A 26,432-nucleotide genomic window follows, 5' to 3' on the forward strand; every position below is an offset into this window, starting at 1 on the left:
CGTCAATTATTTTTCCTCAGCACGCATGCCAGTGATGAAACTAAATTTGTTTTGCTTTTGATTACGCAATGTCTCAATCACCTGGTTTACAGAAGGATATTTCTCGTTTGCATCAGCTTTGATTGCAATCTTCAAAGGTCCTGGGTGAACAAAGTTCTTATCCGAAGACTCTTTTTCTTTATTTACTTCCTCAGCAGCTAAACGTGCATTTTGAACCCAGTAATACAACTCATTCGAGGTGTTCTCTGTACTGTCAATTGGAATACCAGTCTGTACACCTTTTTCAGTACGCTTGCTACCATCCAAAGCCAACAATCCTTTCAACTTTGACATTGGTACACCAAAGTTTTCCATCAGTTTGAAATGATCATAGTCTTCTTGTGAAAAGCCAATGCCATATTTTGCTGACATTCTTTCTAATGCTTTTACGCGAACTTGCTGATCTGTCGTTCCGAAGAAAACTTTTCCACCATCACCGATCGTAATCATACCCACATTAGAGTCAGGTAATTTATCTTTCGTAGTTGATGCTGGGGTATCCACCGTCAATGCTTCCGGTTGGCGCGCTGTCGCCGTTAATACGAAGAACGTAAGCAGCAAGAACGATACGTCACACATCGCTGTCATGTCGATTGACGTACTGGCTCTTTTTACTTTTGCTTTACCCATTTTAAATTCTTCTTTTTAAATTAAATACTCAATCTTCTACCCTATGATGCTTTAGATTTTCGATTTCCATAAAATAAAATCAAAAATTTTCATCATAGTTCTTATTTGTGGTTTGCAGCGTATGTTTGTACGATTGAGAAACCAGCTTCGTCGATAGAGTAAGTTAATTTATCGATTTTTGCAGTAAAGATGTTATACAATACGATAGCGAATGTAGAAGTCGCAATACCTGTTGCTGTATTGATCAAGGCCTCAGAGATACCGTTCGCTAATTTAGCTGAATCTGGAGCGCCACCGGTTGCCAATGCCGAGAAGGCTTTGATCATACCTGTTACTGTACCTAATAGACCACATAATGTACCGATAGAAACTAATGTTGCGATTACGTTTAAGTTTTTCTCTAACATTGGCATTTCTAATGCTGTAGTTTCTTCGATTTCTTTTTGAATTGCAATAGCCGCTTTTTCAGTATTCACTTCAGGGTCTGCTGATACTGCTTTGTATTTCAATAAACCAGCTTTTACTACGTTTGCAACTGAACCTTTTTGTTTGTCACACTCAGCGATAGCTGAATCGATGTTTCCACCATTAATCAAAGATTGGATTTTTCTAACAAAGTTTCCAACGTTTCCTGTACCAGAAGCTTTGTTAATAACGATAAAACGTTCTACGGAGAAAACCCATACCATCAAGAATAAACCAAGCAAAACAGGTACGATAGCCCCAGCGTGGTAAACCATTCCTAAATAGTTACCAGGGTTAGGAGCATTTTCAGGATTGTTATCAACGAAGTTAGTTGGATTACCCATTACAAATTTCCATAAACAGAAACCAACGATGAAACAGATGATGATTGCAGCTTGAGCGAAGAAAGATCCTCCGTTGTTGCTTTCTTGTTTTGCAGCAGTTTTAGGTGCGTTTGCCATTTTTCTAATTTTTAGTTTTTTACTGTTGTTTAAATATATAATGTTGTTTAAATTATATGCACTCTTAGTCGCTTTCGAAATCAATTTTGCAAAGCAAATTTAATATTTAATGTCAAATTTAAAATATTCATCTCAAATATATAAAAAAAATCAAATTTGTTTTTTCAAACTGAACACACCATTCATAGTGTTATTTTTCTCAGCAGTTCCCGTTATATAATCCTTATTACCATGAGCTAAATCGCTTATTAGCAATAATTATTTTACAATGAAAACCATTTTTTTTTTGATATGCAAGAAAAACGAGGATTTTAAGCGACAAAAAGTAAGTGATTACTCATGTTTTTCATTCCATTATCATCTCTTTTTTATATCATATTTATCTAATAAACAATTCATTAGATTTACTACAATTAGTACAGATATAGTTGTTTAACCACCAACCAATTTCACACGATACCCCTCTTTAAGTAACAACTCATAGATCTTTTGCTTAAATTCACCTTGGATCACAATCTCTCCATCTTTAACGGTCCCCCCTACCCCACACTTCTGTTTCAATAATTTACCCAAGGCTTCCAAATCTTCTATTTGTCCCACAAATCCAGTGATTAAGGTAACAACCTTACCTTTCCGCATTTTACGATCGAGTTGTACTTTAAGGTTTTGCTGATGCACTGGTAATGTTTCCAATTCCTGAAAAGAATCAGCAAGTTGATAGTTATAACTGTCATCCGTTGAATATACAACGCCTTCGTAAGACTGTTTCTTATTTTTACTCATGATTTTTAACAAATAATTTTTATCGCCTTTGGCATGATGGAAATATTAAGCTTATCACCGAGCTCGATCGGTTCACCATCCACATGCACTGGTGAAATAGAATCTACTTCAATTTCGATATTCCTTCCCGGTATAATCTCCACATAACTTGACTGGTCAGCAGATTTATTAAACAAATGAAAAATCATCTTAGGCAAGATATATAAAGGGAATTTATGTACAATACAAACATCTAGTATACCATCATTAACTGAAGCCTGAGGTGCGATATAAGCATTATTTCCATACTGAGGTGAATTGGCTACGCTAATCATAAAGGCTTGCCTTTCATAAACCTGGCCATCTATCGTTAATTTATAATGCGCTGGTTGATATTTGCTTAGCACATTAAAAACAGATTTCATATAACCCAAAGGTCCACGGATATTTTCGTTGGCAAAATTCTCACTTACTGATGCGTCAAACCCCAGTCCTGCGATATTAAAAAAACGACGTTCATTAATGACACCACAATCGACTTCAATGGATTCAAAACGATTTATACGGCGGATAGCCGCTGCCTCATTCATCGGAATACCTAAATAAAGTGCCAGACCATTACCTGAGCCCTCAGGAATAATACCTAAAGGTATGCCTGAGCCAACCAAAGCAGATCCTAATTCATTGATTGTCCCATCTCCCCCGACGGCAATTACCGCATCATATCCCTCCTGAATAGCCTTTAAGCCAATTTCGTAGGCATGATTGGGTCTCGCTGTTTGCTGAAATGTAGGATCAAATTTCTGCAAATCCAGCACATCCAATACCTGCTTTTTAAAGGACGTTTTACGTTTTCCTCCTGAAATAGGGTTAATAACAAACAATATTTGTTTACGTTCTGACATATCCAAAGATAGCGGAAATTACCAATTTCTTAAAATAATGTAATCTTTATACCGTTTTAGCATCGCTTTCTACGCTTTTTAAAATTAAAAGACAAATTTGATTTTAAATATCCCACAAAGTATCGTAGCTTTGTCGCAACAAAAAATAGAATGTGGACTGATTTGCGTGCTGTTGCATACACAAAGCAACGACAAGGAGATTGCAACCACAGTAAAAAAGTGCTAAAAACCCTTCGCTATCACGGCTCTTATCACTTTGCTGTAATTTCATTTCTAGCGCAAATCCAATATTAAAATTACGTAAAAGCATGGCTTATTTATTTACGTCAGAATCTGTTTCTGAAGGACATCCAGACAAAGTTGCGGATCAAATTTCAGATGCACTAATAGACAATTTTCTAGCATGGGATGAAGACTCTCGTGTTGCTATTGAGACTTTAGTAACGACTGGTCAGGTCGTTCTTGCAGGTGAGGTTAAATCAAACATATATTTGGATGTCCAGAAAATAGCCCGTTCTGTTATCCAAAAAATTGGCTATACCAAGTCTGAATATATGTTTGAAGCAAATTCCTGTGGTGTATTATCTGCAATCCATGAGCAATCTGCGGATATTAATCAAGGTGTAGACCGCAAGACAAGACAAGAGCAGGGAGCTGGAGACCAAGGTATTATGTTTGGCTACGCCAATAATGAAACCGAGAACTTCATGCCTTTAGCATTAGACCTTTCCCATCGTCTTTTATATGAACTAGCGGAATTACGTAGAGAAAACAATGAAATACAGTACCTACGACCAGATGCAAAGTCACAAGTAACATTGGAATATGGCGACGACCATAAACCAAAAAGGATTGATACGATCGTAATTTCGACACAACATGATGACTTCGATAGTGAACCAGTCATGTTAGATAAGATCACACAGGATATAAAAACAATTTTAATCCCACGTGTTAAAGCACAATTGAAACCAGAACTTCAGTTGTTATTTAATGATGAAATTAAATTCCATATCAACCCAACCGGAAAATTTGTTATTGGTGGCCCACACGGGGATACAGGGCTTACTGGCCGTAAGATCATCGTAGATACTTATGGAGGTAAGGGGGCACATGGCGGTGGGGCTTTCTCTGGAAAAGATCCATCGAAAGTAGATCGTTCAGCGGCTTACGCAACCCGTCACATAGCCAAAAACTTGGTTGCTGCGGGTGTGGCAGACGAACTACTCGTTCAGATATCCTATGCAATTGGAGTAAAAGATCCTATGGGAATTTATGTAAATACCTATGGCACGAGCAAAGTAAACCTGACAGACGGCCAGATTGCCGATAAAATAACGCAATTGTTTGATATGACTCCTTATGGCATTGAAACCCGTCTTGGTCTAAGAAACCCAATCTACTCTGAGACTGCTGCTTACGGCCACATGGGAAGAACCCCGAGAAAAGTAACCAAAGAATTCGAAAGTTCCACTGGAGAAAAGAAACAAATCGAGGTGGAGTTATTCACTTGGGAAAAGTTAGATTACATCGAGAAGGTGAAAGAAGAATTCGGTCTGTAAAGGGCTCACCTATCAAAATATAAAAGGGATACAGTAAATGTACCCCTTTTTTTGTACCTTACTATCTCTAAACCGCATCATAAATGAAAAGACGCAATTTTTTACTTGCACCTATGGTGCTCGCCTCCGCACCAGCATGGGCAAATTCGGCGCAGTCAGATAACGACCTGTACCCTAACACAATTATCCATGTTGTTAATTTTTGGCTGAAGGAAGATATCAGTGAAAAAGATAAAAAGGATTTTGTCGGATTTTTTGAAGAACTCAGAAAAATTGAAGCAATTAAAACACTCAATTATGGAGTTCCAGCACAAACAAACAAAAGGCCCGTTGTTGACAATAGCTTCAATTATACATTAATTGTAACATTTAAAGACCTTAAAGATATTGGTATTTATGAAACCCACCCAATTCATCTAAAAGCCATTGAGAAATACCAACACTTTTGGACAAAAGTCATGGTGAAAGACACAACCATTATTAAATAAGTCCACGTGCCTTTATTTCTAAATATTTATTGATGGAATTTATAGTCAAATTTTCTGGAGCAGTGTAAATAGTCTGAAATCCATTACGGATCAGTTCCTGTACAATAAGTTGCTTCTCGTAGATAAATTTTTCAGCAATAATTTGATTATAGATCTCAATCGTTTTTTTAGGTGAACTTTTAGCTAAATCTTCAACCTCAACATTTTTGAAGACCACCACAACAATGATATGGCTCCGGTTTAACATCGACAGATAATTCATCTGCCTTCTTAGCGAGTCTAGCGTTTCAAAATTTGTATAAAGAAAGATCAGCGAACGTTTATTAATATGTGCATTTGCATAACTATAAAGTTTCCCATATTCAGGTTCATCAAATTTTGTAGCAACCTGATATAAAGCTTCCGAAATCTTGAGCATCTGATTATTTCTTTTTTCAGCTGGAATAAAAGCATTCACATCTCTCGAAAAGGTCAATAATCCAGCGCGATCTTGCTTTAGTATTGTTGCATTTGAAAGCACCAATGAAGTATTGATTGCATAGTCCAATAGTGTCAACCCCTCGAAGGGCATTCGCATGGCTCGCCCCAAGTCAATAAATGAATAGATGGGCTGTGACTTCTCCTCTTCATACTGATTGACCATTAGCTTTTTCGTTTTTGCTGTTGCCTTCCAATTCATACGACGATAATCATCGCCTTGAACATACTCCCGAACATGGTCAAACTCCATCGCAGAACCGATACGGCGGATTCGCTTTATCCCCAATTCATTTAACCTATTGCTCGTTGCTAAGAGCTGATACTTTCTCAATTGAATATACGATGGATAACATGGAATTTCCTGAACCTGGTTGGTCACAAATCTCCGTTTGAAAAATCCAAAACGTTTCACTAGTGCCATACATCGCCCAAACTGATATATCCCCCTTTGTGTTGGCCGCATCAAATAAGAAATCTCAGAACTTTGATACGCCGACAAACGAGTAAAGAATTCATTGTTACGAATTTGAAGTTGTATCGGAAATTCCTCTAGGATTTCTATAATAGTAGGAAATGGATAGAAGGAATTGACGATTAACTTCATCGGGTTTTCATCCCCATTGGACAGCTTCTCAGGATATACCCTAGTAATTTCAATATGTCCCTTGCCTCCAAATAATACAACGAAATCAAAAATCATTACAGCCAACCATAGCCAAAATACAATCCATGCAACAATAAACAATCCCTTAATAAAAAAAGAAATTGCAAAGAATGTTGCTATCCCCAATAGAGAATAGAAAAACTGATTGGTTAGAAAAAGCTGCTTTAATTTTCTCATTATCTTGGAATTTCTACCGTATTAATGATTTGGTCAATAACATAAGAAGTTGTAAAACCCTCCATTTCCCGTTCAGGAGTCAGCATGACACGATGTCCCAAGACTGCAGATGCAACCCTTCTAATATCTTCGGGTGTTACAAAATCTCTTCCACTCAATGCTGCAGACGCTTTGGCAGATTCCAATAAGGCAATAGAAGCCCGCGGTGAGGCCCCTAAAGTTAAGCTTGGATTGGTACGCGTCTTTATGATCACCTGAGCGATGTAGCTTAACAATTCTTCGTGTACAAAAATTGATTTGATAAGTCGTTGAAATGAAAAAATTTCTTCCGCTGAAACCACACTATTTACTTGATCCTCTTTATTGGATGCTTTTTGCGCATGATGCTCTTTCAAGATCTCCAGCTCTTGCTCAAGTTCTGGATAATTCACATTGATCTTAAAAAGAAAACGATCTAGTTGTGCTTCAGGCAATCGATAGGTTCCTTCGTGTTCGATCGGGTTTTGCGTAGCGAATACAATAAATGGAACTGGCAAAATATAGGTATTTCCATCAACAGAAACTTGATGCTCAGCCATACTTTCGAAAAGCGCAGCTTGTGTTTTTGCTGGAGCACGATTGATCTCGTCAATCAAAACAATATTGGCAAAAATAGGACCTTTGCGAAATTCAAATTCGTTGCTTTTTAGATCCAAGATAGATGATCCCGTCACATCTGAGGGCATCAAATCTGGGGTGAACTGAATACGTTTAAAGTCACTGCTGATTGTCTTAGCTATCAATTTTGCTGATAAAGTCTTCGCTACACCAGGTAAGCCTTCTATTAGCGAGTGCCCAGAAGCCAAAATCGAAATCAGTAACATATCAATCAGTTGATCCTGTCCGACAATAACCTTTTTTACCTCCGACTTTACTTGAGCCATTTTATCATACAAAACCGAAATATCAATTCGGTTTTCGAAAGATATATATTTATCGAAGTCACTCATATCATTTTTGCTTTATGTTTAAAATCTTCTATAATTTCATTAATCTGCCTTAATCCTGCCACATCATTCTGCTGCATTTCTTGCATGCGAATGATTAATCTGATTAGCTGTTGTGTTTCAGCCAGAGAAACACCAGACCTTTCTGCCAATTCTTCACAAAAATCTTCTTCTCTTAACGCTAAGGTATCCATATGAAAACGGTTTCGTATATCGTGCAAGAAATAGTCTATTTTCTTATCAACCATATTGCCTGGTGTGCCGTTTTCGTAATATAATGTTGCAATTGTCTCACAAAACTCTTTGGAAAGATTGGGTTCCGGCTTAGCAATTTCCACTGCACGCTGCTCCCTTTTGCTCTTAAACGCAAGCAAAAGAACAAGTCCCCCCAAAAGTACATACCATGCTTGCCTTAATCCCGGATTGGTCAACAGAACCCGCAATGGAGTACTGTACTGAGCCGTATTCGCCTTAAAATCATACCATACAATAGGTTTATCATTTAAGTAAGATAATGATTTTGCTGCATAAGCATATTGAGAGGCTGAATTCAGTAGATAATAATTTCCAAATAAATCGGGGGTCAGGTGCAAATAAAGTCTGCCCTTGCCAATCTGTACCTCAACAAAATTAGGTAGTAAATATTCCTGATAAGTGATCCCGCCCAGAATGGTTGCATTCTTGGGTAGCTTACTAAAGACAGTACTTAAATCCGATTTTGCATAATGAATTTTACGATTATCGTTAGTCAGCTTGACTCTTAAATGGCTTTTAATATCAACGCCTTTTTTATAACCATAGAAATCAAATACCTTAATGGCCAAGGAATCCAAAAGATAATAATCAATCGTTTCAGCAATAATCATCGCCTTTCCTCCTCGAGACACATAGTCAAGTAATTTATTTTCCGCCGCTTCACCCAAGGAAAAATAGGAAGTATAAAATAGAAGGTTCTTATCCGTTCCTTTGGTACTATCTAGATATTGATATAATGGACGCTTGAGATCCTCATTATGCTCATCAATAATATGTTTTAATTCATTTCTGAGCACGTAAGCTCCAAAAGGATTTTTATCTTTCGCATCGAAAGTCCGATCCCAAATAATCGGTTTCTTGCTCGTCATGTCGATGATACCAATCAGTAACAGGACGATTCCCAATAATATCAATCCAAATTTTACTGATCCCTTCATGTAATTTGATTTTGATATTGGTTAAACAATTGTTCATATTGACTGAAATCTGATGCATTTAATTCAAATTGTCCAAACCAGACATAGTCAAATATCCGGGTACATTCCTCGAATCCCTCACGTAAGGTATTATTCTGTATCTCATTAGCAAATTCAGCATTTGTTTTACTATGCTTCCACTTAATGTGACCTGTTTGCGCCAGTTTTTGAATATTCAATAATTGTAGATAGCGAATGCCCAGAGCATAATTTTTCTGTTCAACAGCATCATTAATATATTGTCTGAGATCGCTGTTCATCAAGTTTCTCTCCACATAAGCCAATGTATCCAAGACATCTTCTTCCCCCTCATGTTTAATGAAATATTGATTTTTATTATATAGGACTTTATAGAGAACAAAAGCCAACGCGATTAACGCAAAAAAAGCAAAAACATAACCAAATTCTTTATTAAACTTATACGGATTATCAGGCATTATATCTCCCAGCCATTCCGAAATGCGGGATAAAATACGTTGCAATACGCTTATCTTATCTTTGATATTCTCGGAATACACAAAATCATCACGTTCATATCGTTTGATAATTTCTGGATAGGGATCCATCTTAAATACCCTCTCCTGACTATATTTAGGAATAGAATCAAATAAGTGGGGATCCCAAAGTGCATTGTCACTATTGTCAGCTTTTGTCATAGCAACAGAATCCATTGCTGCAGAGTCTAAGGCGATACCCGCAGAATCCAACAGGGGGGCAATAGAATCAACTGCCACCGAGTCCACAGTATAGGCTTCCGATTTCTCAGTTGTCGGTTTCGGATCGCAGGAGCCTAGTGACAGCATAAATACAAAAGAAACAACGAATAATATTTTATTCATTCTTGCCTCCAATCTGATCAATTATACCATAAATACGTTCACCAAATTTGAGATCCTTTGCCGTTTCATAAATTATACCATTGGCCAATACACCTGCCATATATAAGAAAAGGGTAAACAATGTAATAAACATCCCTCCCAAAGTCATTAACAGCTTTCCCCAGGAAGAATCAAAGAAAGCTGCGTCCAATCCCAAAAAATTGTAAGATATAAGGGAAATAATTATCATGGGAATTATAGAAATCATCATGATGGCCATCTGGAAGATAAAATTGACGATATAGGTCGCAACCCCATATTGGATCAGCTTTTTACTCAGCATAACATAGGAATCAGTAAAACAGCTTCCCAGTTCAGAATACCCCTCACGGTAGAATAAAAATGAGGTAAACAACCAGATTCCTACGATTGACATCAATATACCAATCGCAAAACTCCCAATAAACGGAATAAAAGCGGAGAGGATCGCAACAATTGCGAGTGGTATCGAAACAACGATCAACGCCAAAACCATCGCAAATAAAAACATAAAATACCGACCTATATTTGCTCTAAAATTTTGTAGGACCTCTTTTCCTGTAAATAGTGTGTTTTTACGTTCTTTCAGAAGAATAAAATATTCAATAGAAATACCATAAACATATAAACCAAGCCCAATTAATGCTAGAATCAGTAATCCGGCCCAAGTGAATCCATCAATATCTTCGAATGAGCTACTGCTTGCAGAAAAGGTGATTTTTGTAGAAAGAAAATAATATACCAATGCTATTCCAGCTAACGGTAATGCAGACAGGCCAAATATTGTCGTCACAAAATGTTTATAGATCAATTTAAAAAGGTCTATAAAGTTCTGGACAAAATCGCCTATCTTTCGTTCTTTCTGAAACTCAAATTCTACTTCCATTGAAACCGTTTTGCTAATCGATAGGGGTTAATAACATAAAAGAATAAGATAGCGATCAACGATAGGAGTATGATGAATAGACTAAGCCATATCGACACATCATAGTATCTAGTTACAAAGCCCTCCAATGTGCCCGCGACAATAAAAAAGGGTATTGTACTAACTAGTACTTTCATAGCAATCTTTGCTGTCTGAACAAAAGAAGCCATCCGAGTATAAGATCGCGGGAACAAGATACTATTTCCGATCGCCAGTCCACAACCTCCCGCAACAATGATCACCGAGATTTCGATAGTTCCATGAATCCAAATAGCCGACATCGCTTTTCCCATTACACCATATTGGAAGAACATCTGATGAAAAGCACCCAGCATAATACCATTGCTAAACAATATATAACCAGTCCCAATACTCAGAAACAACCCAAATGCAAAAGCCATAAAAGCAACACGCACATTATTGATCGTAATCCAGATCGCCGAACCAAAATTACTTCCTTTACCGTAAACTGCGGCAGGATCACCGGCTTTAATGCTCTCTATTGTTGAATCAACATAAAAATCGCCTAAGATCAGTCGAATGAAATCTATATCATACACCGCCGAAAGAAAGCCAATAGCCGATGCAAGTACAAAAATCAAGAGCGAATAAAAAAGTGGCCGACGGATTGACCAAATTGCCTGCGGAATCTCTTCGTTAATAAAGGACTTAAATTTGTTATTAGAGGCTTTTCGATCCTTATAGATTTTTTGATGTGTGGCTACTGCAAGTTCATTTAAGTAGCTGCGAACCTTACTATCGGGATAAAATGTTTGTGCATAAGCCAAATCATTTGTCAACTCAATATAATTTGAAGCCAGTTCGTCCGGATCAACCTGCATATTAATTGACAAATTATTTTCAATTAACGTCCATTTTTCTTTATTTCGTTCTACAAATGATGCTTCTCTCATTAATTTTTTTAACTGGCTAAACCAAATATATGAATAAGCTTGAGATAAACACAGCACAAAATGTAAAAATCCAGTATAATCTTGCTAGCCTAGGTTCGAGGATGATCGCATTTGCAATAGACTACTTTATTATCGTGTGTTACTTTTTCTTTTGTATGTTTCTGTTGGATGCATTGGATATCACGAGTAGAGACCCTTATCTTTTCTATGGTATTATTATGGGGATGACGTTACCTGCATTTTTTTACACCCTGATTACTGAAACGGCATTTGGCGGTCAGACCATTGGTAAAAAGATCATGAAAATAAAAGTAGTGAAGCTCGATGGCTCTCGCGCTGACTTTTATCAGTATCTATCACGATGGACATTATCAATAGTAGATATATGGATGACCATGGGCGGTATCGCGATTACCGCTATTGTTCTATCCAAAAATGGTCAACGCATTGGAGATATCGCCGGAGAAACATCTGTCATTAGTTTGAAACCTAGTTTGAAGCTCAGTGATACGATTTATGAAGAGACCTTTGAAAATCATCCTATTTTATTCCCCCAAGTCATTAAGTTGAGCGACAAAGATGCGAATGCGATCAAGGAGGTTTATCAAACAGCATTTGATAGGAGAGATGTAGGGATACTGACAGCCTTGGTGCAACGTCTCGAGGCGGTTATGGAAATTAAACATCCTGAAAAAATGACACCTAATGATTTCGTTTTACAGGTCATGAAAGATCATTACAGCATGTTTAAAGATAAATAGTCGGAATAATACGTTATTGAGCCTTGCATTTATTTGGCTAAGCAATGGGTATTAGCCAGAAGTACTACGGTTTTTATACGCTAGCAACCGAATCAGCACCGAAGAAGTACCATTAGAAGGCAAAGCTGATCCGTCCTCAATTCGCATTTTGTAAAGAAGACATGGTGAAATTTTAAGTATAAGAAAAGGGCCGAATAATCGGCCCTTGATATCCTTTTAGCTAGAACAACTCTCAAGCTGTTACCGAAGCAGCAGAAGTTTGTACCTGACGATCTACTTTCTTAACCAAACCTTGCAAGACATTTCCTGGCCCAACCTCTACAAACGCAGTCGCACCATCCGCCAGCATATTTTGTACAGTCTGTGTCCAACGGACAGCACCAGTCAACTGTGCAATCAAATTTTGCTTAATAATAGCAGGCTCCGTTTGTGGCTTTGCATCAATATTTTGATAAATAGGACATCTTGGAGATAAAATATCAGTCGCTTCAATGGCAGCTTGTAATTCTACTTTAGCAGATTCCATCAATGGTGAGTGGAATGCACCACCAACATTTAATTTTAAAGCTCTTTTTGCTCCAGCCTCGGTCAACAAGGCACAAGCTTTATCTACACCCTCAATTGATCCTGAAATAACCAATTGTCCCGGACAATTGTAATTCGCCGCTACAACCACCTCATCCACTTTAGCACAAATTTCTTCTACAACAGCATCTTCTAAGCCCAAAATTGCGGCCATTGTTGAAGGTTGCAATTCACATGCTTTTTGCATGGCATTCGCGCGTTGGGATACCAATTTCAATCCATCTTCGAAACTCAAAGCTCCTGCTGCAACCAATGCTGAAAACTCACCTAAGGAGTGTCCTGCCACCATATCTGGCTGAAATGAATCCCCCAAAGCTTTGGCTAAAATAACAGAATGCAGAAAAATTGCAGGTTGTGTTACATTGGTTTGTTTCAATTCCTCGTCCGTACCGGAAAACATAATATCCGTGATACGAAATCCTAAAATATCGTTAGCCTTTTCAAACAAAGCTTTTGTTTCTTCATTTAAGTTATACAAGTCTTGTCCCATCCCAACAAATTGGGCTCCTTGACCAGGAAATACATATGCTGTTTTCATCTGTTATATTTTTTTCTTTAATGGCTGATGAGAGCTCGCAAGCTCAGTTTCATATTTAAGAATTACTGCAACCGCAAATATATAGAATTCTATCAAATATTAATCTTCTGGGACAAAACTCAATGACAGCATCTTCCTGGGATCAAAGACATCCTGGGCAATGGCTAAAAGACTAGTGTTATCTAAATGCTGGATTTTTTCGATCACTTCATCCAATAATATAACACGATTATAATCCATCACATTTTTAGCCGCCGAAATAATCATACTCATTCGATTTTCTTCTGTTAAAGCAATTTGACCGATAAACTTCTGTTTTGCTTTCTTCAGTTTAACATCGGATAGGGATTGATCGCACATTTTAAATAGCTCTTTAAACACCAACTTTTTTGCTTTTTCAACCTTTTCTTCATCGGTTCCAAGATAAATACTAAATAACCCTGTATCCGAAAAGATCGTGTAATTAGATTCGATGGTGTAGGCAATTCCATATTTTTCTCGAATGGATAGATTAAGGATAGATCCCATCCCCATTCCTCCCAACATATTATTCAGAAGTAGCAATCCAGTTTTGCGTTCGTCACGATAATCATAGGCCAATGAGCCCAGCATATAGTGCACTTGATTAATTGGTTTGGGAATCTCAATATGTTGTTCTATAATTGGACTAACATCATTTCTCGTACGCGAAATAGTATTTTGCGTTATTCCTCCAAAGACTTTATGCAACAACTTTTCGACCTCTTTCAACTTATAATTACCTGTAATGCCGATAACCATTTCGTGAGTGTCATAATTAGATTGCATAAAATCTGCAATATCGTTTTTTTGCAATGCTAAAAGCTGATCTTCAAGCCCCAGGATGTTATGTCCCAAACCCGATCCCTTAAATATAAGATCTTCGAAATCATCGACGATAGATTCTTCTGGACTATCCAGGTAAGACGCCATTTCATCGACAATAACCGATTTTTCCTTGTCCATCTCCACCTCAGGAAAAGTAGAATGAAAGAAAATATCCTCAAATAGATCTAGTGCTCTATTGAGATAAGGCTGTAGTATAGAGGCATGAACACAAGTATATTCTTTTGTTGTATAAGCGTTCAGGTCTCCTCCGACAGACTCCAGATAATCAATAATCTGCTGCGTTGAACGTTTCTCCGTTCGTTTAAATAAAAGATGTTCAATAAAATGAGCGACACCAAACTTACCCTCGGATTCGTCCCGTGACCCTGCATTAATAACCATACACACATGGGTTATTGGCAAATTTTGATATTGGAATACCACACGGATCCCATTTGAAAGTCTAATGATTTCGTACTCCATTCAGTTTATGAAATTTCTTTAATTGATCTATTCTCACTTCTCTAATGCATTTCCCCCTCACAAACCGACCAAGCTTTCCTTATTTATGATAATTGGCGAAAAGATCGTCCATCTATATTTACAGTCCACCCATTATTGCAACAATAGCGCAAACATATTGTATGCCATAGGTCAAACTTAACCATTTTGGTGAATTTTCAGCAAAACTAGGGATTTTTAAACGCAAAACGGTCATAGCGAAATCACTATAACCGTTTTTAGCTAGCTTTTTTGTTCGGCTTACATACGGGGTCTTCTCATACCTCCATGAAAGTCATCTCCCCCTTGTGGGGTCCCCATTGCAAACTTCTGGAATTTATAGGTGAATAAAAGCATAAAATAGCGTCCCAGACGATTTGTACGACTGTCTGTAGTTAAGAATCCATCTACGGTCCTAGATAAATTCGTTTGTTGATTTAGTAAATCAAATGCTTGCAAACGTAAGGTACCACGCTGCTCTTTTAAAAATCTCTGTTCCACATAGGTATTGATAATGAATGGATTGGAAGACAACCCTTGGCCATATCCTTGGTTGAAAGATTTAGAAAGGTCAGCGCCAAAAATTGTGTTCTTCAAAATATTGTAGGAACCAATTAAAGTTGGCGTCCATGTCTGAATATCACTATTTCGCTGTAGTAAGCTATTTTCTGTATGCGTAAATTGGTAACGAACACCCGGATTAATTTCTAGATTTTCGGATGGATTGTAACGAAACATTAGGCCTTGAGTCAGGACAAAATTACGTGCAACATTTTTCTGTCCGATATTGTCATTTTCATCAATGGAAGAATAACCAATTGTTTTATTCACCGAAATACCGCCCATCAACATTACATTGAAGGTTTTTTCTTTCCAGGATTTACCATAATGGTAAAATGAATTGATCGCATACGGACGATCCCCGGTCTCATTAAAATAACGGGTCTCTGAAATCAACGCAGAATCAATGTTCCCTGTTGTGGGATCTTTCTGAATAGGACCGTAGTACGATTTGTTTAAACTTACGATTTTGTTATCTGCCAGTGAACCATTGAGGAATACAAAGAAATTATTACCTTTTTGAAAGTCATTTTTACGAAATCTCAGATTCAATTGATGATTAAATTCCGGATTCAGGTTTGCATTACCGTAAACAATATTTGTCGAACTTGTGCTCAGATTATAGGGCAATATTTGCGATACACTTGGTTCTGTTGGAGATCCAGAGTAGTTTACGCTTAAATTGGATTGACGGGAGAATTTATATTCAAAACGAGCAATTGGCATCCAGTTCATATTGTTACGGGAAATCGGAATAATCTCGCCCGAATTAATCGCTGATCCTCGCAATTGGGATGGCTGTCCGGCAACCCCCACCGAGTAAGTCACCTTGTCATTGCTGAACAAATAGTTCGCTCCTATTTTATGGGTTATAAACGCATAGTCATAATTATAATCAAGGTTTAACTTTGCATTTTCAAATTCGTTTTCAAGGTTATTGCCCGCTTTGTCATACCCCGTTTGCTGGATACTATTGTCGTATTTATTCTTATTAAAATCATAGGTTACCTCTAATTTTCCATTTTTGGATAAAGGTTCGGTATAATTTACCGAAGCTCCGGCATTCCAGCTTTTATTGAGTGCATCCTGAACCGTACGCTGGTAAATGTTACTCATGGGTTGGTTGATATTGGATGGATCAGAAATATACCGATCAAGTATCTGATTTACATCCTTATCTGTTTTGGCGTTATTGTAATTAAAATTGAAAAACAAGTTACGTCCATTGTCACTCAGTTTACGGTTATATAAACCACTGATTCCAAATCGTGGTGCCGTGGAGTTTGTTCCAGTTGTTAACGCCTGCCTATTATCCAAAACCTCCCTTAGATAGGTAATGGAGTTTGTTATCGCGCTGTTATTGCCATCGTCATAGCCAAACTGCGGCACAATCTTAATATAATCTTTATCCGTTGGTTTCCATTCCACGTTTGCTTCAAAACGATGGTTGCCTCCAATGGTATTTGAATTCACATCTAGACTGTCCGCTTGTGATCGGCCTGGCGTTGCATTCACGATATATCGCTGTGACAATGTTGTATTATTGCTGTGGCTATAACTATAGCTACCATAAGCGGTCAGTTTATCAGAAAAATCCTTGCGAAAATTAAGGCCAATGGAACCTATCTTAGTAAGGCCATCTGAACCACCAAACATACCACCACCACGGCGTCCACCGCCACCTTGACCACGTCGGGCACCACCACCTGTTGTATTGAAATCAAACAAGGGTGCATTGGTATTGTTTAAGTTTCCTAATACAGAAATCTGCTCTCCTTCGCGCATCCCCATCCACATTCCTGTCGCCTGATAACGATCCTCTGTACCATAACCGGCACGGAGTGTTGTCATATGACCTTGGTTATATTTGGGATCGATCTGAATGTTTAGTACTTTTTCGGAATCGCCGTTCTTGTTCCCTGTAATATTGGCCATATCACCATAATCATCAATGATCTGCATTTTCTGGATAATATTTGCGGGAAGATTCTGTGTCGCTGTCTTAACATCACCTCCAAAAAAGTCTTTGCCATTAATTCTGACCCTCTTTACAGATTCTCCTTGCGCAGTGACATTCCCGTCTTTATCCACTTCAACACCTTGTAATTTTTTCAAAGCATCCTCTGCTACCGCACCTTCACGTAACTTCAGATCCTTCATCGTGTACTCCAGCGTATCACTTTTCACAACCACGGTAGGCACCCCATCCACAACAACCTCCTCAAGCATCTGCGAATTCTGTTGCAAGGTCAAACTTGGGATAATGTATTTTACCTCTCCCTTAGGAAAATCAAACTCCTTTTCAAAACGTTCAAATCCTAAATTAGAAACGGTAATCTTAAACGTATCCGCCTTGATCCTATCAAAGATAAAAATACCGGCCATGTTTGAACCTGCTACCATAGAATCCAATTTTGAAGTCAACTTAACTGTTGCTCCAGCGACAACTCGGTTCTTGTCGTCTTTCAACATTCCTTGTACGTTTCTCGTCTGGCCATATACAGTCCATCCTGTTAACATACTCAACAAAAAAAGCATGAAGCCTCTCATAACATCTATTTTTATATTTCTATAATTGACAAATTATTTGACCGAATGCCCCAGTTTAAGTTTAACCAACTCCTCTTCATTTCTATTCACAACAGCGCATTCTAAATCTTTACAAAAGAAGATATTATTAGTGTTAATTAATGTAAAAGGGTATTATTCACACAGAAGTTACAATGCATAACTCTAATTTTATTTGTACTTTCGTTCATTTACAGAACTAGAAAGATGCTATTATCATATTATCAAGATCAACAGGTTGAAGCTGGATGTGACGAGGCCGGCAGAGGTTGTTTGGCGGGCCCAGTCTTCGCTGCAGCAGTAATTTTCCCAGCTGATTATCATCATGAGTTGCTCAACGATTCGAAAAAATTAAGCGAAAAAAAACGGATGGCATTGCGTCCGATTATTGAACGGGAAGCACTGGCCTATGCTGTAGCGAGTGTTTCAGCGGAAGAAATTGACAGCATCAATATTCACAATGCCAGTTATCTTGCCATGCATAAAGCCTTAGATATGCTACAGATAAAAGCGGAATATATTATTGTGGACGGGAACAGGTTTATTCCTTACCAAGAAATCCCCCATTCGTGCATCGTAAAGGGCGATGGAAAATATCTTTCTATTGCAGCGGCCTCCATCTTGGCCAAAACCTACCGCGACGAATACATGGACAATATCGCTTCGGATTATCCCGCTTATGATTGGCTTAATAACAAAGGCTATCCGACCGTAAAGCATCGGACTGCAGTGCTCGAATATGGTTCGACACCACATCATAGAAAAAGCTTTAGAATAACTGACCCACAGCTCAAATTATTCTAAAGCTTTAACCTTTAAAAAAAACAGCTTGCTATGCAGCTGTTTCTTTTTTTGTCTCCCGTAGTGAGAAATACGCTGCTGCTGCTACTCCTAATCCAAGGATAATCGACGATATTAAAGTCAAAAGATTACCCATTTTATGTGATTCTGGATCAAAGATAAATTCAACTTTATGTGTTCCTGATGGCAACTGTAAGGCTCTCAGCAAATAATCGGCACGGATAATTGGTATTTCCTTTCCATCGACATAAGCCTTCCATCCTTTATCATAAAACACTTCAGAGAATACCGCAAATGCGTCATTGGTAGCCGTATATTCATACTGCATTTTATCAGGATGATACGATGTCAGTTTAATTTCCCCTGTTGTAGCCGCGCTCGAGGTTTTTGCTTTGATTTCATTCTGGTACTGTTGATTCACAAAAGCTTCTTTACGTGGATCAAAAGAGCTGATCGCTTGCATTTCCTCCGCATTTCCTTTTACAAAAGTCACCTTGTCTACAAACCAAGCATTTCCAGCCGCAGTGCTCCGTCTCACAATACGCTGCGATTGATTTTGAGGATCTGTTGTGATCAAATAACGCACATTGAACATATCCAGCACGTCTTCGTTAAGCGCCCCATTGAATTGATTCTCTAAAATCTCCTGAAAACGCATTAATTTAGCAGCATGATAGCCTCCTAACGATTTATGGAAATACGAAGGGCGGGCATCAGAGAATGGATCAGTCGTCAAGTCAAGGACGCGATAACTTAGATCCTTATCCATCAAAATCAATTGATCAACTTCGCGTTGCTGGAACACCTGCTGTGCAGTCGCACCTTTCTCCATAAAGGATTTATCATTCAAAAAGCGTTTATCTACGCTCCATAAATCGAATAAGAACAAGATAAGCAAGCTACCCAATAAAACACCTTCATTAAGCTTTTTCTTAAGGTAGAACCAAACAAGTCCGAATGTAAGCAAGATAATCACAAAGGAGCGGTAAGCATCTTTACTCGCAATATCTTTACGATCCAAAACCAGTTGATTCACCAACTCTGTTGCTAAAGATTTATCGCCAATTTGCTGGGGTTGAGCATAATACTCTATTAAATTATTATGACCTGCATTTCTGAAGTTTAAGAACAAATCCGGCATCAAACCAATCAGCAGACAAACACCACCTACACCTGCAAAAGTATAAAGCACTTTCTTATCCAGATTTGGAATTTCTTTGGCTCGCGTCAGCAGTTCATTCACCGTCAAAATGGCCATCAATGGTACTGTGATTGAAACAAGAACCAGGATGGATTCAACAGCCCTAAACTTGTTGTACATCGGGAAATAATCAAAGAATAAATCCGAGACCAATGTAAAATTCTTTCCAAATGACAAAAGTAATGCTAATACTGTGGTCGTTAATATCCACCATTTGAAACGGTCTTTAACAATAACCAGCCCCAATATAAACAAGAAGAAAACACCCGCTCCAAAATACCAAGGCCCTGATGTAAAACGTTTGTCACCCCAATACGTTGGCATACTTTGCGCTATCTGTCCAGCTTGCACAGTTGACATCCCCTTGTCCGTAAAAAATTTGGCAACATGTGATTTTTCGTCCAATTGACCACCACTAGCTCCGCCATAAGCATTAGGAATCATAAAGGTCATGGTCTCGCCAACGCCTTGGCTCCATTCATAAGCATACTCTTTATCTAGTCCTTTTGCTTTTGTATTATTATTGTCAACCTTCGTAATATTAGCATGGCCACGTGTACTTAGCTTACTGTACTCCCAGGTAGGCAATAAAATGGAAGCGTTCACCATTAAAGCAATGATAACCGCAATCACCTGTCTGCCGGAGGCAATAGAGAACTCCTTTAATTGTTTTTGTTTGATTGCATCTACTAAAGCAAAAATAACGTAGACCATCAACGCCATTAACAAGTAATAGGTCGTCTGTAAGTGGTTGACACGTATCTCCAAGGAAAGAAATAATGCCAGTAGTACCGGCCCCCATAACTTACTCCCACGATAACACATAATCACCGCAGCTATAACAGGTGGTATAAAGGCGATTGCATTTGCCCTGGTAATATGTCCAGCTTCAATATAAATAAAGTTGTAGGAAGTAAAGGCTATTGCAACTGCGCCCACCGCAGCAAGCCAAGGTTTGATGCGTAATACGCTAAAAAGAAAGTAGGCCCCCAATAGATAAAACAACACGGTGTCCATCGGACTTGGAAAGGCAAACTTCACCGCTTTCAACAAGTAGGTACCAATATTATTTTCATTTGCCTGCCAGATTTGATAGGTAGGCATTCCTCCAAACATAGAATTCGTCCATAAAGGCGCCTTTCCATCTTTGGCTTTATAATCAAATAATTCCTTTTGTCCAGCTTGCGCCTGTACAACATCTGATTGAGCAAGTGTCTTTCCCTGCCAAACAGGTGTGAAATAAAAAAATACGAGCGCAATAAAGACCGCAATAACGATCAAATGTGCTGAATTCGCCTTAAACCAATTTTTCATTTATCCTCTTAGGTTGTTTAAAAGTCTTAAAAGCCAAACTTAGATAAATTTGTTTTTATATACAATTATAATTATGCGCAATCTATTAAATACAGTTCTCCTAGATGATGAAAAGAAATAAACCTCAAATTGCTATGATTCATCAAAGACAGTCTAGCCGAAAAATGCATGGAAAATAAATAACGATGGATTCACTCCCGTCTTTTTATAAAAAAAATGCCCTAATTATATTAGGGCTATCTTGAGTTTATTTCATTTTAACGGCTGTCCCCGTGGCTCCTACCATCATCATCCCTCCTGTTCCAACAGTTTGGAAATCCAATCGTACGCCAACGACTGCGTCAGCTCCCAATGCTTTCGCGCGATCTTCTAACTCACGCAATGCAGCCTCACGAGTCTCCTGAAACGCCCGCTCATAGGAATTGGATCGACCACCAAAAAAATCTCGAAATCCAGCCATCATATCCTTAATGGCATTCGCCCCCAAAACAACCTCTGAAGAAACAATCCCCAAATAACGATCGATCTGGTGTCCCTCGATAACACTTGTTGTTGTTAATAACATAATTTTATTCTCCTTTTTGAATTAACTTATTGATATCGGATAATTCGCCAAAAACAACTAAGATATCCCCTTCCGCCATGACTGTTTCAGACGTGGCAATACCAGATGCTTCCTTTTGTTCTTTGGTAATTCCGTCTTTTTTTGTTTCTGTAATTTTCACTGTGGTCAGCACAATAATTTTATAAAGATTCGTCAGATTAGCCTCGCGTAGCGTCATACCAACATAACGCTGTGGAACCTTTGTTTCAACAATAGAATACCGATCTGAAACCTTAAAGGAATCAACAATATCGATATTATCCAATCGCATAGCCAAGCGCTCTGCAGCCTCTTCTTCTGGCATAATATACTCATTGATCTCCATTGCTTCCAGAACTGTTTTCTGCAAATCGGATACGATACGGCCGATTATACGCTTTACTTTTAATTGTTTTAGGAGCGCTACAGTCATAAGAGAAGCTCCCTCGTCTTCCCCAATAGCGACAATGACAGCATGTGCATCTTTCAAAGGCAGTGAAGATACAGCCTCCCGATCTGTTGTATCCAAACATACGGTATGCGTAATCTTATCTTTGAGCTGCTCCACTATATTTAAACTTTTATCTGCTCCAATCACTTCATGACCGAGTTCAGTAAGATGAACACCTAATGAACGCCCAAAATGCCCTAGCCCTAAAACAATATACTTCATAACTCAAACTAAGATAAATTTATTGTATTTACAAGTACAATCGCATCGCATACTATTAAATCAGCCTCTTCTCTTCATTTCCAAATTTATGTGTAAAAAAAAGAATGCATTTAAAACAAGATCTTCTCTTCCGGAAATATAATATTCCGACGTGTCGTATTTTTGATAAAGGCAACCAATAATGTTAACATACCTACACGACCGACCAGCATGGTCACGACAATGATCAGTTTTCCTCCCATACTTAAGGAAGGTGTAATACCCAAACTCAAGCCACAGGTCGTATATGCTGATAACGATTCAAACAACAAATCTTTCATACTTTTATCTGGATCAGTAAAAATAAGCGCAAAAAAACTGAGCCCAACGACTATAAACGATAATAAAATGATTGCAAAAGCCTTATTGACGGATTCGCCTGCTATTCTTCGTTTAAAAATTTCAATATATTCCTTACCCTTTGCTAAAGAAATAATATTTATAAAAGAAAGTGCTACTGTTGTCACTTTAACTCCACCTCCAGTAGACCCCGGAGAGGCTCCTATCCACATCAGTAACATGATCAGAAAAATAGTTGGAGCTCCGACAAAACTCAAATCAATACTATTGTAACCAGCAGAACGCGCGGCATTTGCCATAAAAAAAGATGTAGCCCATTCGCCATCTAAGCCCTTTTCTAAGGAAAGCGTATTCTTCCGTTCCAAAAAGTAAAAGAATAGTGTTGCCGAAACAATAATAATTGCATTACAAAGTAGAACCAACTTGGAGTTGAAGCTAAAACTCCAAGCTTTATGTTTATATTTTTTCTTCGTGACCAAACGGTGGTACCACAGGAATATAGACTCCTTTATATAGGTATAAAAGTTGAGCACAATTCCAAAACCTAATCCTCCAAGAATAAACAACGAGGAAAGAGCCAATTGAAATGGATAGTTGAACTTATACGCATCATTGGTGATTCCCCCAGACAAAATAGAAAATCCCGCATTACAGAAAGAAGAGATGGAATGAAAAATTGAGAAAAAAATCATACTACCCATATTCGGGAAGTTAGCACTTTCCAAGGTACTAAAAATTAATAACGCACCAAGAAATTCAAACAACAGTGTTATAAATATCATAGTCAACAATGTCTTAATGACTGATGCCACTTTATTTTCGCCCAATATTTCACCAAACATCAGTTGGTTTTTGAATGAAAATCCACCAGAAAAAAAATAACCAAAAAATCCTGTAAACGTCATAATTCCCAATCCTCCAACCTGTATCAATACAATAATAACGGTCTGACCAAACATGCTAAAGTTGGTGGAAATATCTGCTACGGACAATCCCGTTATACAAACAGCACTAGTGGCCATAAATAAGGCATCGACAAAACTGAGCGGAGCTTCAATCGTTGTTCGCGGAAGCATCAATAGGACTGTCCCTATTAGGATAAGCACAAGAAAGCTGATAACAAACAGGATGGTGGGATTAAAATAAAAATTATCGAAAAAGAGTGTACTTTTCGATAATTCGGCAATAAAAATAATATAGATCCCTAAATAAATCCACTGTTCGCGTGAAAAGACCGATAGCGCATCAATCCCAGCGAAACGAGCAATCAAAATAAAAATAAAATAAATCAGGATAAACAAGCCTGAATAATGTTCAACGGCAATTTTCCTCAGAGCATAGATGGATGAGGATTCCCGCAATGCAATCATAAAGAAAAGCACGAAAAATAGGTAGTGAATGGTTTTACCAAGCAGAGTCCCCAAAGTTGGATCAGTTACATAGCCAACATTGAAAATAACTATTGCAGCACAAATCATGCTCACATAGAACATGATCTTATCTACAAGACCGTTTTTATATTTGAAAACAAATCGAACAAAACTTAATATTGAATCTACCATTATAAACCGCAAACTAAGATAAATTTGCCTTTATTCAAAAATCTACCAACATCTTATCCCTGAAAGGCACTTTATTTTCACGTGAAACGGGATACAACAGTGTCTTTCGCGACATCCCCACTTTTAATCTCCAGGTTTTTCTTTCTCCAATTCCTTTTCAGCCTTCTCTCGATCCCGTTTTCGCTTTTCCTCCATTTTGGCAGCCGCTTTTGCTTCTTCCTCCTTCTCTTCTTTTAGCAGCTCTTCAGCAGTTTTATGTTTTTTGAATATCCCTGAAAATAATTTCTTCGCTTTCTCAACACCACTCACGACCTTCTCAACACGATCCGCTGTGTTCATCAGTTTTGCCTCCCGCTCTGGCCCTAAACCCACACATTGTTTAATTCCCATCAGCAAACTTTGCCACATTGCCTTAAAGAAAGGATGAGAAGGATCTCGATGTTTGTTGATATGCCCCACAGTATATTTACCATAAAGGTCTGGATTTCCAGGATTAAATAAAACCTGATTGACCATAAATGAAAGGAAGCCCTTCTTTTCTCTACGCCCGTCATCACCTGTTTCCGAGAGTATATTAACTTTTAAATCATTGTAATCCATTTTAAACGTCCCCTTACTCCGGTAGTCGTTAGCCCAGACATCAAATACGATTTGTTTTAGATGACCAGATTTAACCTCAACATTCAACAATGGTCGAATCATTTTATTGACAGCGGTTAAATCCATCTCCCCAAGACTACCTTTATATGTATATGCCCCAACCTTGGAGGTCATATCAAAGACAAAATTGGTCAATAGCTTTCCTGAATTCATAAAATTAGTGCTCAGATTAGCACGCATAAGCTTCTGCTTCAACAGCCTTGTCGAATCATTTGTCACATTCAATATGGTACCATAAGTATGATCAAAAGTAATAGTTCCTATTTGGCTATATTGATCACTCATCTCAGAATAGGAAATACCAATATTATCCAGAATCATCGAATCAATCCCCATTCTAGTTGACATTTGCATCAATTTCATGTGCGGTGCATTTCCTATTTGTCGGGTAGCAGGACTCTTATAGTGCTTATCACTATAGATGGAAAGTTGCCCGTTTTTTAAGAATGCTTTTTGTGCATAAACCTTTTTATCTCTGGAAAGTTGCCCAAAATTAAACCCGGCCAGTTGCAAGGTGTCCATTTTAAAGACAACATAACTTCCACCTTCCCCTTTCTTCTTATAGTAGGCCGCCTTGTTTAATGTCGGCTGATAAGCAACCTTGGTTAGGAGAACATTCCTGTCTCTACTATTGATATTAAGTTTATCAAAATTGATTTTATAAAAACCGTCCGGAGTTTTATAAGTAAAGCCAGGCACTTCGATATCGATCATCTTCGTATGATAAAAACGTTGCCTGTCATATTCCGAAGTTGAATCAATAAGGACATCATCAATCCGCACTTTCACTTTTTTTATCTCAAAATCCTGATGTACACCCTTTTGTACCTGCGTATATTTAAAATCAATATTATTCAAATTGACAGCCTCAACATGAATCTTCTTTAAATTATCTTTTATTTTTTCGTACAAAGGTTTCTTAGGCCCCTGGCTTACAGTATCGTTATAACTATGCACCTCATTGATAATATGTATCATTGGCGTATCTACAGTCACATCGTGTAGGAAAAGCTCTTTATCCATGAGTACCTTACGGATGCCAAAGCTTTTAATCTTAAGCTTGTTGATGATTATTGCATATCGATTATCAGGAGCCTTTTTCATAAGCTCTAATTTTTTATACACAACACTATCCGGAATTAAATGAAGGTTATCTATGGTTAGATTTCCCAGTGCAAGATTAACATGAATATCATCATAGTGAACTGTGTAAAGGCTATCTGTTGCCTGCAAAACCAGCTGCTTTATTTTGGTATCCAACAGCGGTTTCCATTTATTGCTAAAATACATTATGCCTCCAGTCAACGCCAGGAGAATAAACACAATAATCCCAATGATCCACTTAAAAATAGGCTTCATAAAGTCACAATCTCTTTGTAATTTAGTCTTTAT

22 protein-coding genes are annotated in these 26,432 nt (G+C 37.9%); 4 read left to right on the forward strand and 18 right to left on the reverse strand.

Annotated elements, in window-relative coordinates:
• Positions 1–6 precede the first annotated feature (6 nt).
• From DFQ12_RS18380 to DFQ12_RS18395, 4 genes are all read right to left on the reverse strand, one after another.
• Positions 7–669 carry an ExbD/TolR family protein gene (locus DFQ12_RS18380; RefSeq protein WP_120260486.1) on the reverse strand — a complete coding sequence of 221 codons (663 nt, stop codon included), beginning with the start codon at positions 667–669 and terminating at the stop codon, positions 7–9.
• A gap of 101 nt (positions 670–770) precedes the next feature.
• Positions 771–1,595 carry a MotA/TolQ/ExbB proton channel family protein gene (locus tag DFQ12_RS18385; protein WP_120260487.1) on the reverse strand — a complete coding sequence of 275 codons (825 nt, stop codon included), beginning with the start codon at positions 1,593–1,595 and terminating at the stop codon, positions 771–773.
• A gap of 432 nt (positions 1,596–2,027) precedes the next feature.
• Positions 2,028–2,378 carry a translation initiation factor gene (locus tag DFQ12_RS18390; protein ID WP_120260488.1) on the reverse strand — a complete coding sequence of 117 codons (351 nt, stop codon included), beginning with the start codon at positions 2,376–2,378 and terminating at the stop codon, positions 2,028–2,030.
• A 5-nt stretch (positions 2,379–2,383) separates the two neighbouring features.
• Positions 2,384–3,262: a diacylglycerol/lipid kinase family protein gene (locus tag DFQ12_RS18395; RefSeq protein ID WP_120260489.1), complete on the reverse strand. Its 879-nt coding sequence runs from the start codon at positions 3,260–3,262 to the stop codon at positions 2,384–2,386.
• Between the two features lie 308 nt (positions 3,263–3,570).
• Here DFQ12_RS18395 and metK point away from each other — a divergent pair, with 308 nt between their 5' ends.
• Both metK and DFQ12_RS18405 read left to right on the forward strand, forming a co-directional pair.
• Complete coding sequence (metK, locus tag DFQ12_RS18400) at positions 3,571–4,824, forward strand: methionine adenosyltransferase (protein ID WP_120260490.1); 1,254 nt, start codon at positions 3,571–3,573, stop codon at positions 4,822–4,824.
• An 83-nt stretch (positions 4,825–4,907) separates the two neighbouring features.
• A complete protein-coding gene (locus DFQ12_RS18405; RefSeq protein ID WP_120260491.1) occupies positions 4,908–5,312 on the forward strand; it encodes a Dabb family protein in 405 nt (134 codons plus the stop codon).
• On the opposite strand, the gene DFQ12_RS18410 is transcribed toward DFQ12_RS18405, so the two are convergent.
• From DFQ12_RS18410 to DFQ12_RS18435, 6 genes are read right to left on the reverse strand one after another with little or no spacing between them, the layout of a single operon-like run.
• Positions 5,305–6,633 (reverse strand): DUF58 domain-containing protein, encoded by a 1,329-nt coding sequence (locus tag DFQ12_RS18410; protein ID WP_120260492.1) that lies wholly within the window; start codon positions 6,631–6,633, stop codon positions 5,305–5,307. The two genes, DFQ12_RS18405 and DFQ12_RS18410, sit on opposite strands and share 8 nt — an antisense overlap.
• Positions 6,633–7,622 carry an AAA family ATPase gene (locus tag DFQ12_RS18415; RefSeq protein WP_120260493.1) on the reverse strand — a complete coding sequence of 330 codons (990 nt, stop codon included), beginning with the start codon at positions 7,620–7,622 and terminating at the stop codon, positions 6,633–6,635. The genes DFQ12_RS18410 and DFQ12_RS18415 overlap by 1 nt, the downstream gene beginning before the upstream one ends.
• Complete coding sequence (locus DFQ12_RS18420; RefSeq protein WP_120260494.1) at positions 7,619–8,812, reverse strand: DUF4350 domain-containing protein; 1,194 nt, start codon at positions 8,810–8,812, stop codon at positions 7,619–7,621. The genes DFQ12_RS18415 and DFQ12_RS18420 overlap by 4 nt, the downstream gene beginning before the upstream one ends.
• Positions 8,809–9,690 carry a DUF4129 domain-containing protein gene (locus DFQ12_RS18425; RefSeq protein ID WP_120260495.1) on the reverse strand — a complete coding sequence of 294 codons (882 nt, stop codon included), beginning with the start codon at positions 9,688–9,690 and terminating at the stop codon, positions 8,809–8,811. The genes DFQ12_RS18420 and DFQ12_RS18425 overlap by 4 nt, the downstream gene beginning before the upstream one ends.
• The gene (locus DFQ12_RS18430) at positions 9,683–10,594 is read right to left on the reverse strand and encodes an ABC transporter permease (protein ID WP_120260496.1); all 912 of its coding nucleotides are present in this window, start codon (positions 10,592–10,594) and stop codon (positions 9,683–9,685) included. The genes DFQ12_RS18425 and DFQ12_RS18430 overlap by 8 nt, the downstream gene beginning before the upstream one ends.
• The gene (locus DFQ12_RS18435; protein WP_120260497.1) at positions 10,585–11,547 is read right to left on the reverse strand and encodes a stage II sporulation protein M; all 963 of its coding nucleotides are present in this window, start codon (positions 11,545–11,547) and stop codon (positions 10,585–10,587) included. Before DFQ12_RS18435 ends, DFQ12_RS18430 begins: the two co-directional genes overlap by 10 nt.
• 29 nt (positions 11,548–11,576) lie before the next feature.
• Here DFQ12_RS18435 and DFQ12_RS18440 point away from each other — a divergent pair, with 29 nt between their 5' ends.
• On the forward strand, positions 11,577–12,308 hold the full coding sequence (locus DFQ12_RS18440) for an RDD family protein (RefSeq protein ID WP_120260498.1): 732 nt from the start codon (positions 11,577–11,579) through the stop codon (positions 12,306–12,308).
• Between the two features lie 232 nt (positions 12,309–12,540).
• On the opposite strand, the gene fabD is transcribed toward DFQ12_RS18440, so the two are convergent.
• The 3 genes from fabD to DFQ12_RS18455 form a co-directional block, all read right to left on the reverse strand.
• Positions 12,541–13,431: an ACP S-malonyltransferase gene (gene fabD / locus DFQ12_RS18445; protein WP_120260499.1), complete on the reverse strand. Its 891-nt coding sequence runs from the start codon at positions 13,429–13,431 to the stop codon at positions 12,541–12,543.
• A gap of 99 nt (positions 13,432–13,530) precedes the next feature.
• A complete protein-coding gene (locus DFQ12_RS18450) occupies positions 13,531–14,760 on the reverse strand; it encodes a M16 family metallopeptidase (protein WP_120260500.1) in 1,230 nt (409 codons plus the stop codon).
• A 279-nt stretch (positions 14,761–15,039) separates the two neighbouring features.
• Positions 15,040–17,889: an outer membrane beta-barrel protein gene (locus DFQ12_RS18455; RefSeq protein ID WP_120260501.1), complete on the reverse strand. Its 2,850-nt coding sequence runs from the start codon at positions 17,887–17,889 to the stop codon at positions 15,040–15,042.
• Positions 17,890–18,114: 225 nt separating this feature from the next.
• On the opposite strand from DFQ12_RS18455, the gene DFQ12_RS18460 reads away from it, so the two are divergent.
• The gene (locus tag DFQ12_RS18460; protein ID WP_120260502.1) at positions 18,115–18,711 is read left to right on the forward strand and encodes a ribonuclease HII; all 597 of its coding nucleotides are present in this window, start codon (positions 18,115–18,117) and stop codon (positions 18,709–18,711) included.
• 28 nt (positions 18,712–18,739) lie between these two features.
• On the opposite strand, the gene DFQ12_RS18465 is transcribed toward DFQ12_RS18460, so the two are convergent.
• The 5 genes from DFQ12_RS18465 to DFQ12_RS18485 all read right to left on the reverse strand — a co-directional run bounded on the left by DFQ12_RS18465 (position 18,740) and on the right by DFQ12_RS18485 (position 26,399).
• Positions 18,740–21,223: a YfhO family protein gene (locus tag DFQ12_RS18465; protein ID WP_120260503.1), complete on the reverse strand. Its 2,484-nt coding sequence runs from the start codon at positions 21,221–21,223 to the stop codon at positions 18,740–18,742.
• A gap of 247 nt (positions 21,224–21,470) precedes the next feature.
• Positions 21,471–21,788 carry a YbjQ family protein gene (locus tag DFQ12_RS18470; protein ID WP_077437339.1) on the reverse strand — a complete coding sequence of 106 codons (318 nt, stop codon included), beginning with the start codon at positions 21,786–21,788 and terminating at the stop codon, positions 21,471–21,473.
• Positions 21,789–21,792: 4 nt separating this feature from the next.
• On the reverse strand, positions 21,793–22,479 hold the full coding sequence (locus DFQ12_RS18475; protein ID WP_120260504.1) for a potassium channel family protein: 687 nt from the start codon (positions 22,477–22,479) through the stop codon (positions 21,793–21,795).
• A 110-nt stretch (positions 22,480–22,589) separates the two neighbouring features.
• Positions 22,590–24,380 carry a TrkH family potassium uptake protein gene (locus DFQ12_RS18480; protein WP_244211786.1) on the reverse strand — a complete coding sequence of 597 codons (1,791 nt, stop codon included), beginning with the start codon at positions 24,378–24,380 and terminating at the stop codon, positions 22,590–22,592.
• A gap of 123 nt (positions 24,381–24,503) precedes the next feature.
• On the reverse strand, positions 24,504–26,399 hold the full coding sequence (locus DFQ12_RS18485) for a hypothetical protein (protein WP_120260505.1): 1,896 nt from the start codon (positions 26,397–26,399) through the stop codon (positions 24,504–24,506).
• Positions 26,400–26,432: the final 33 nt, after the last annotated feature.

The organism is Sphingobacterium detergens, from assembly GCF_003610355.1.
In the GTDB taxonomy this organism is placed as follows: Bacteria; Bacteroidota; Bacteroidia; order Sphingobacteriales; family Sphingobacteriaceae; genus Sphingobacterium; species Sphingobacterium detergens.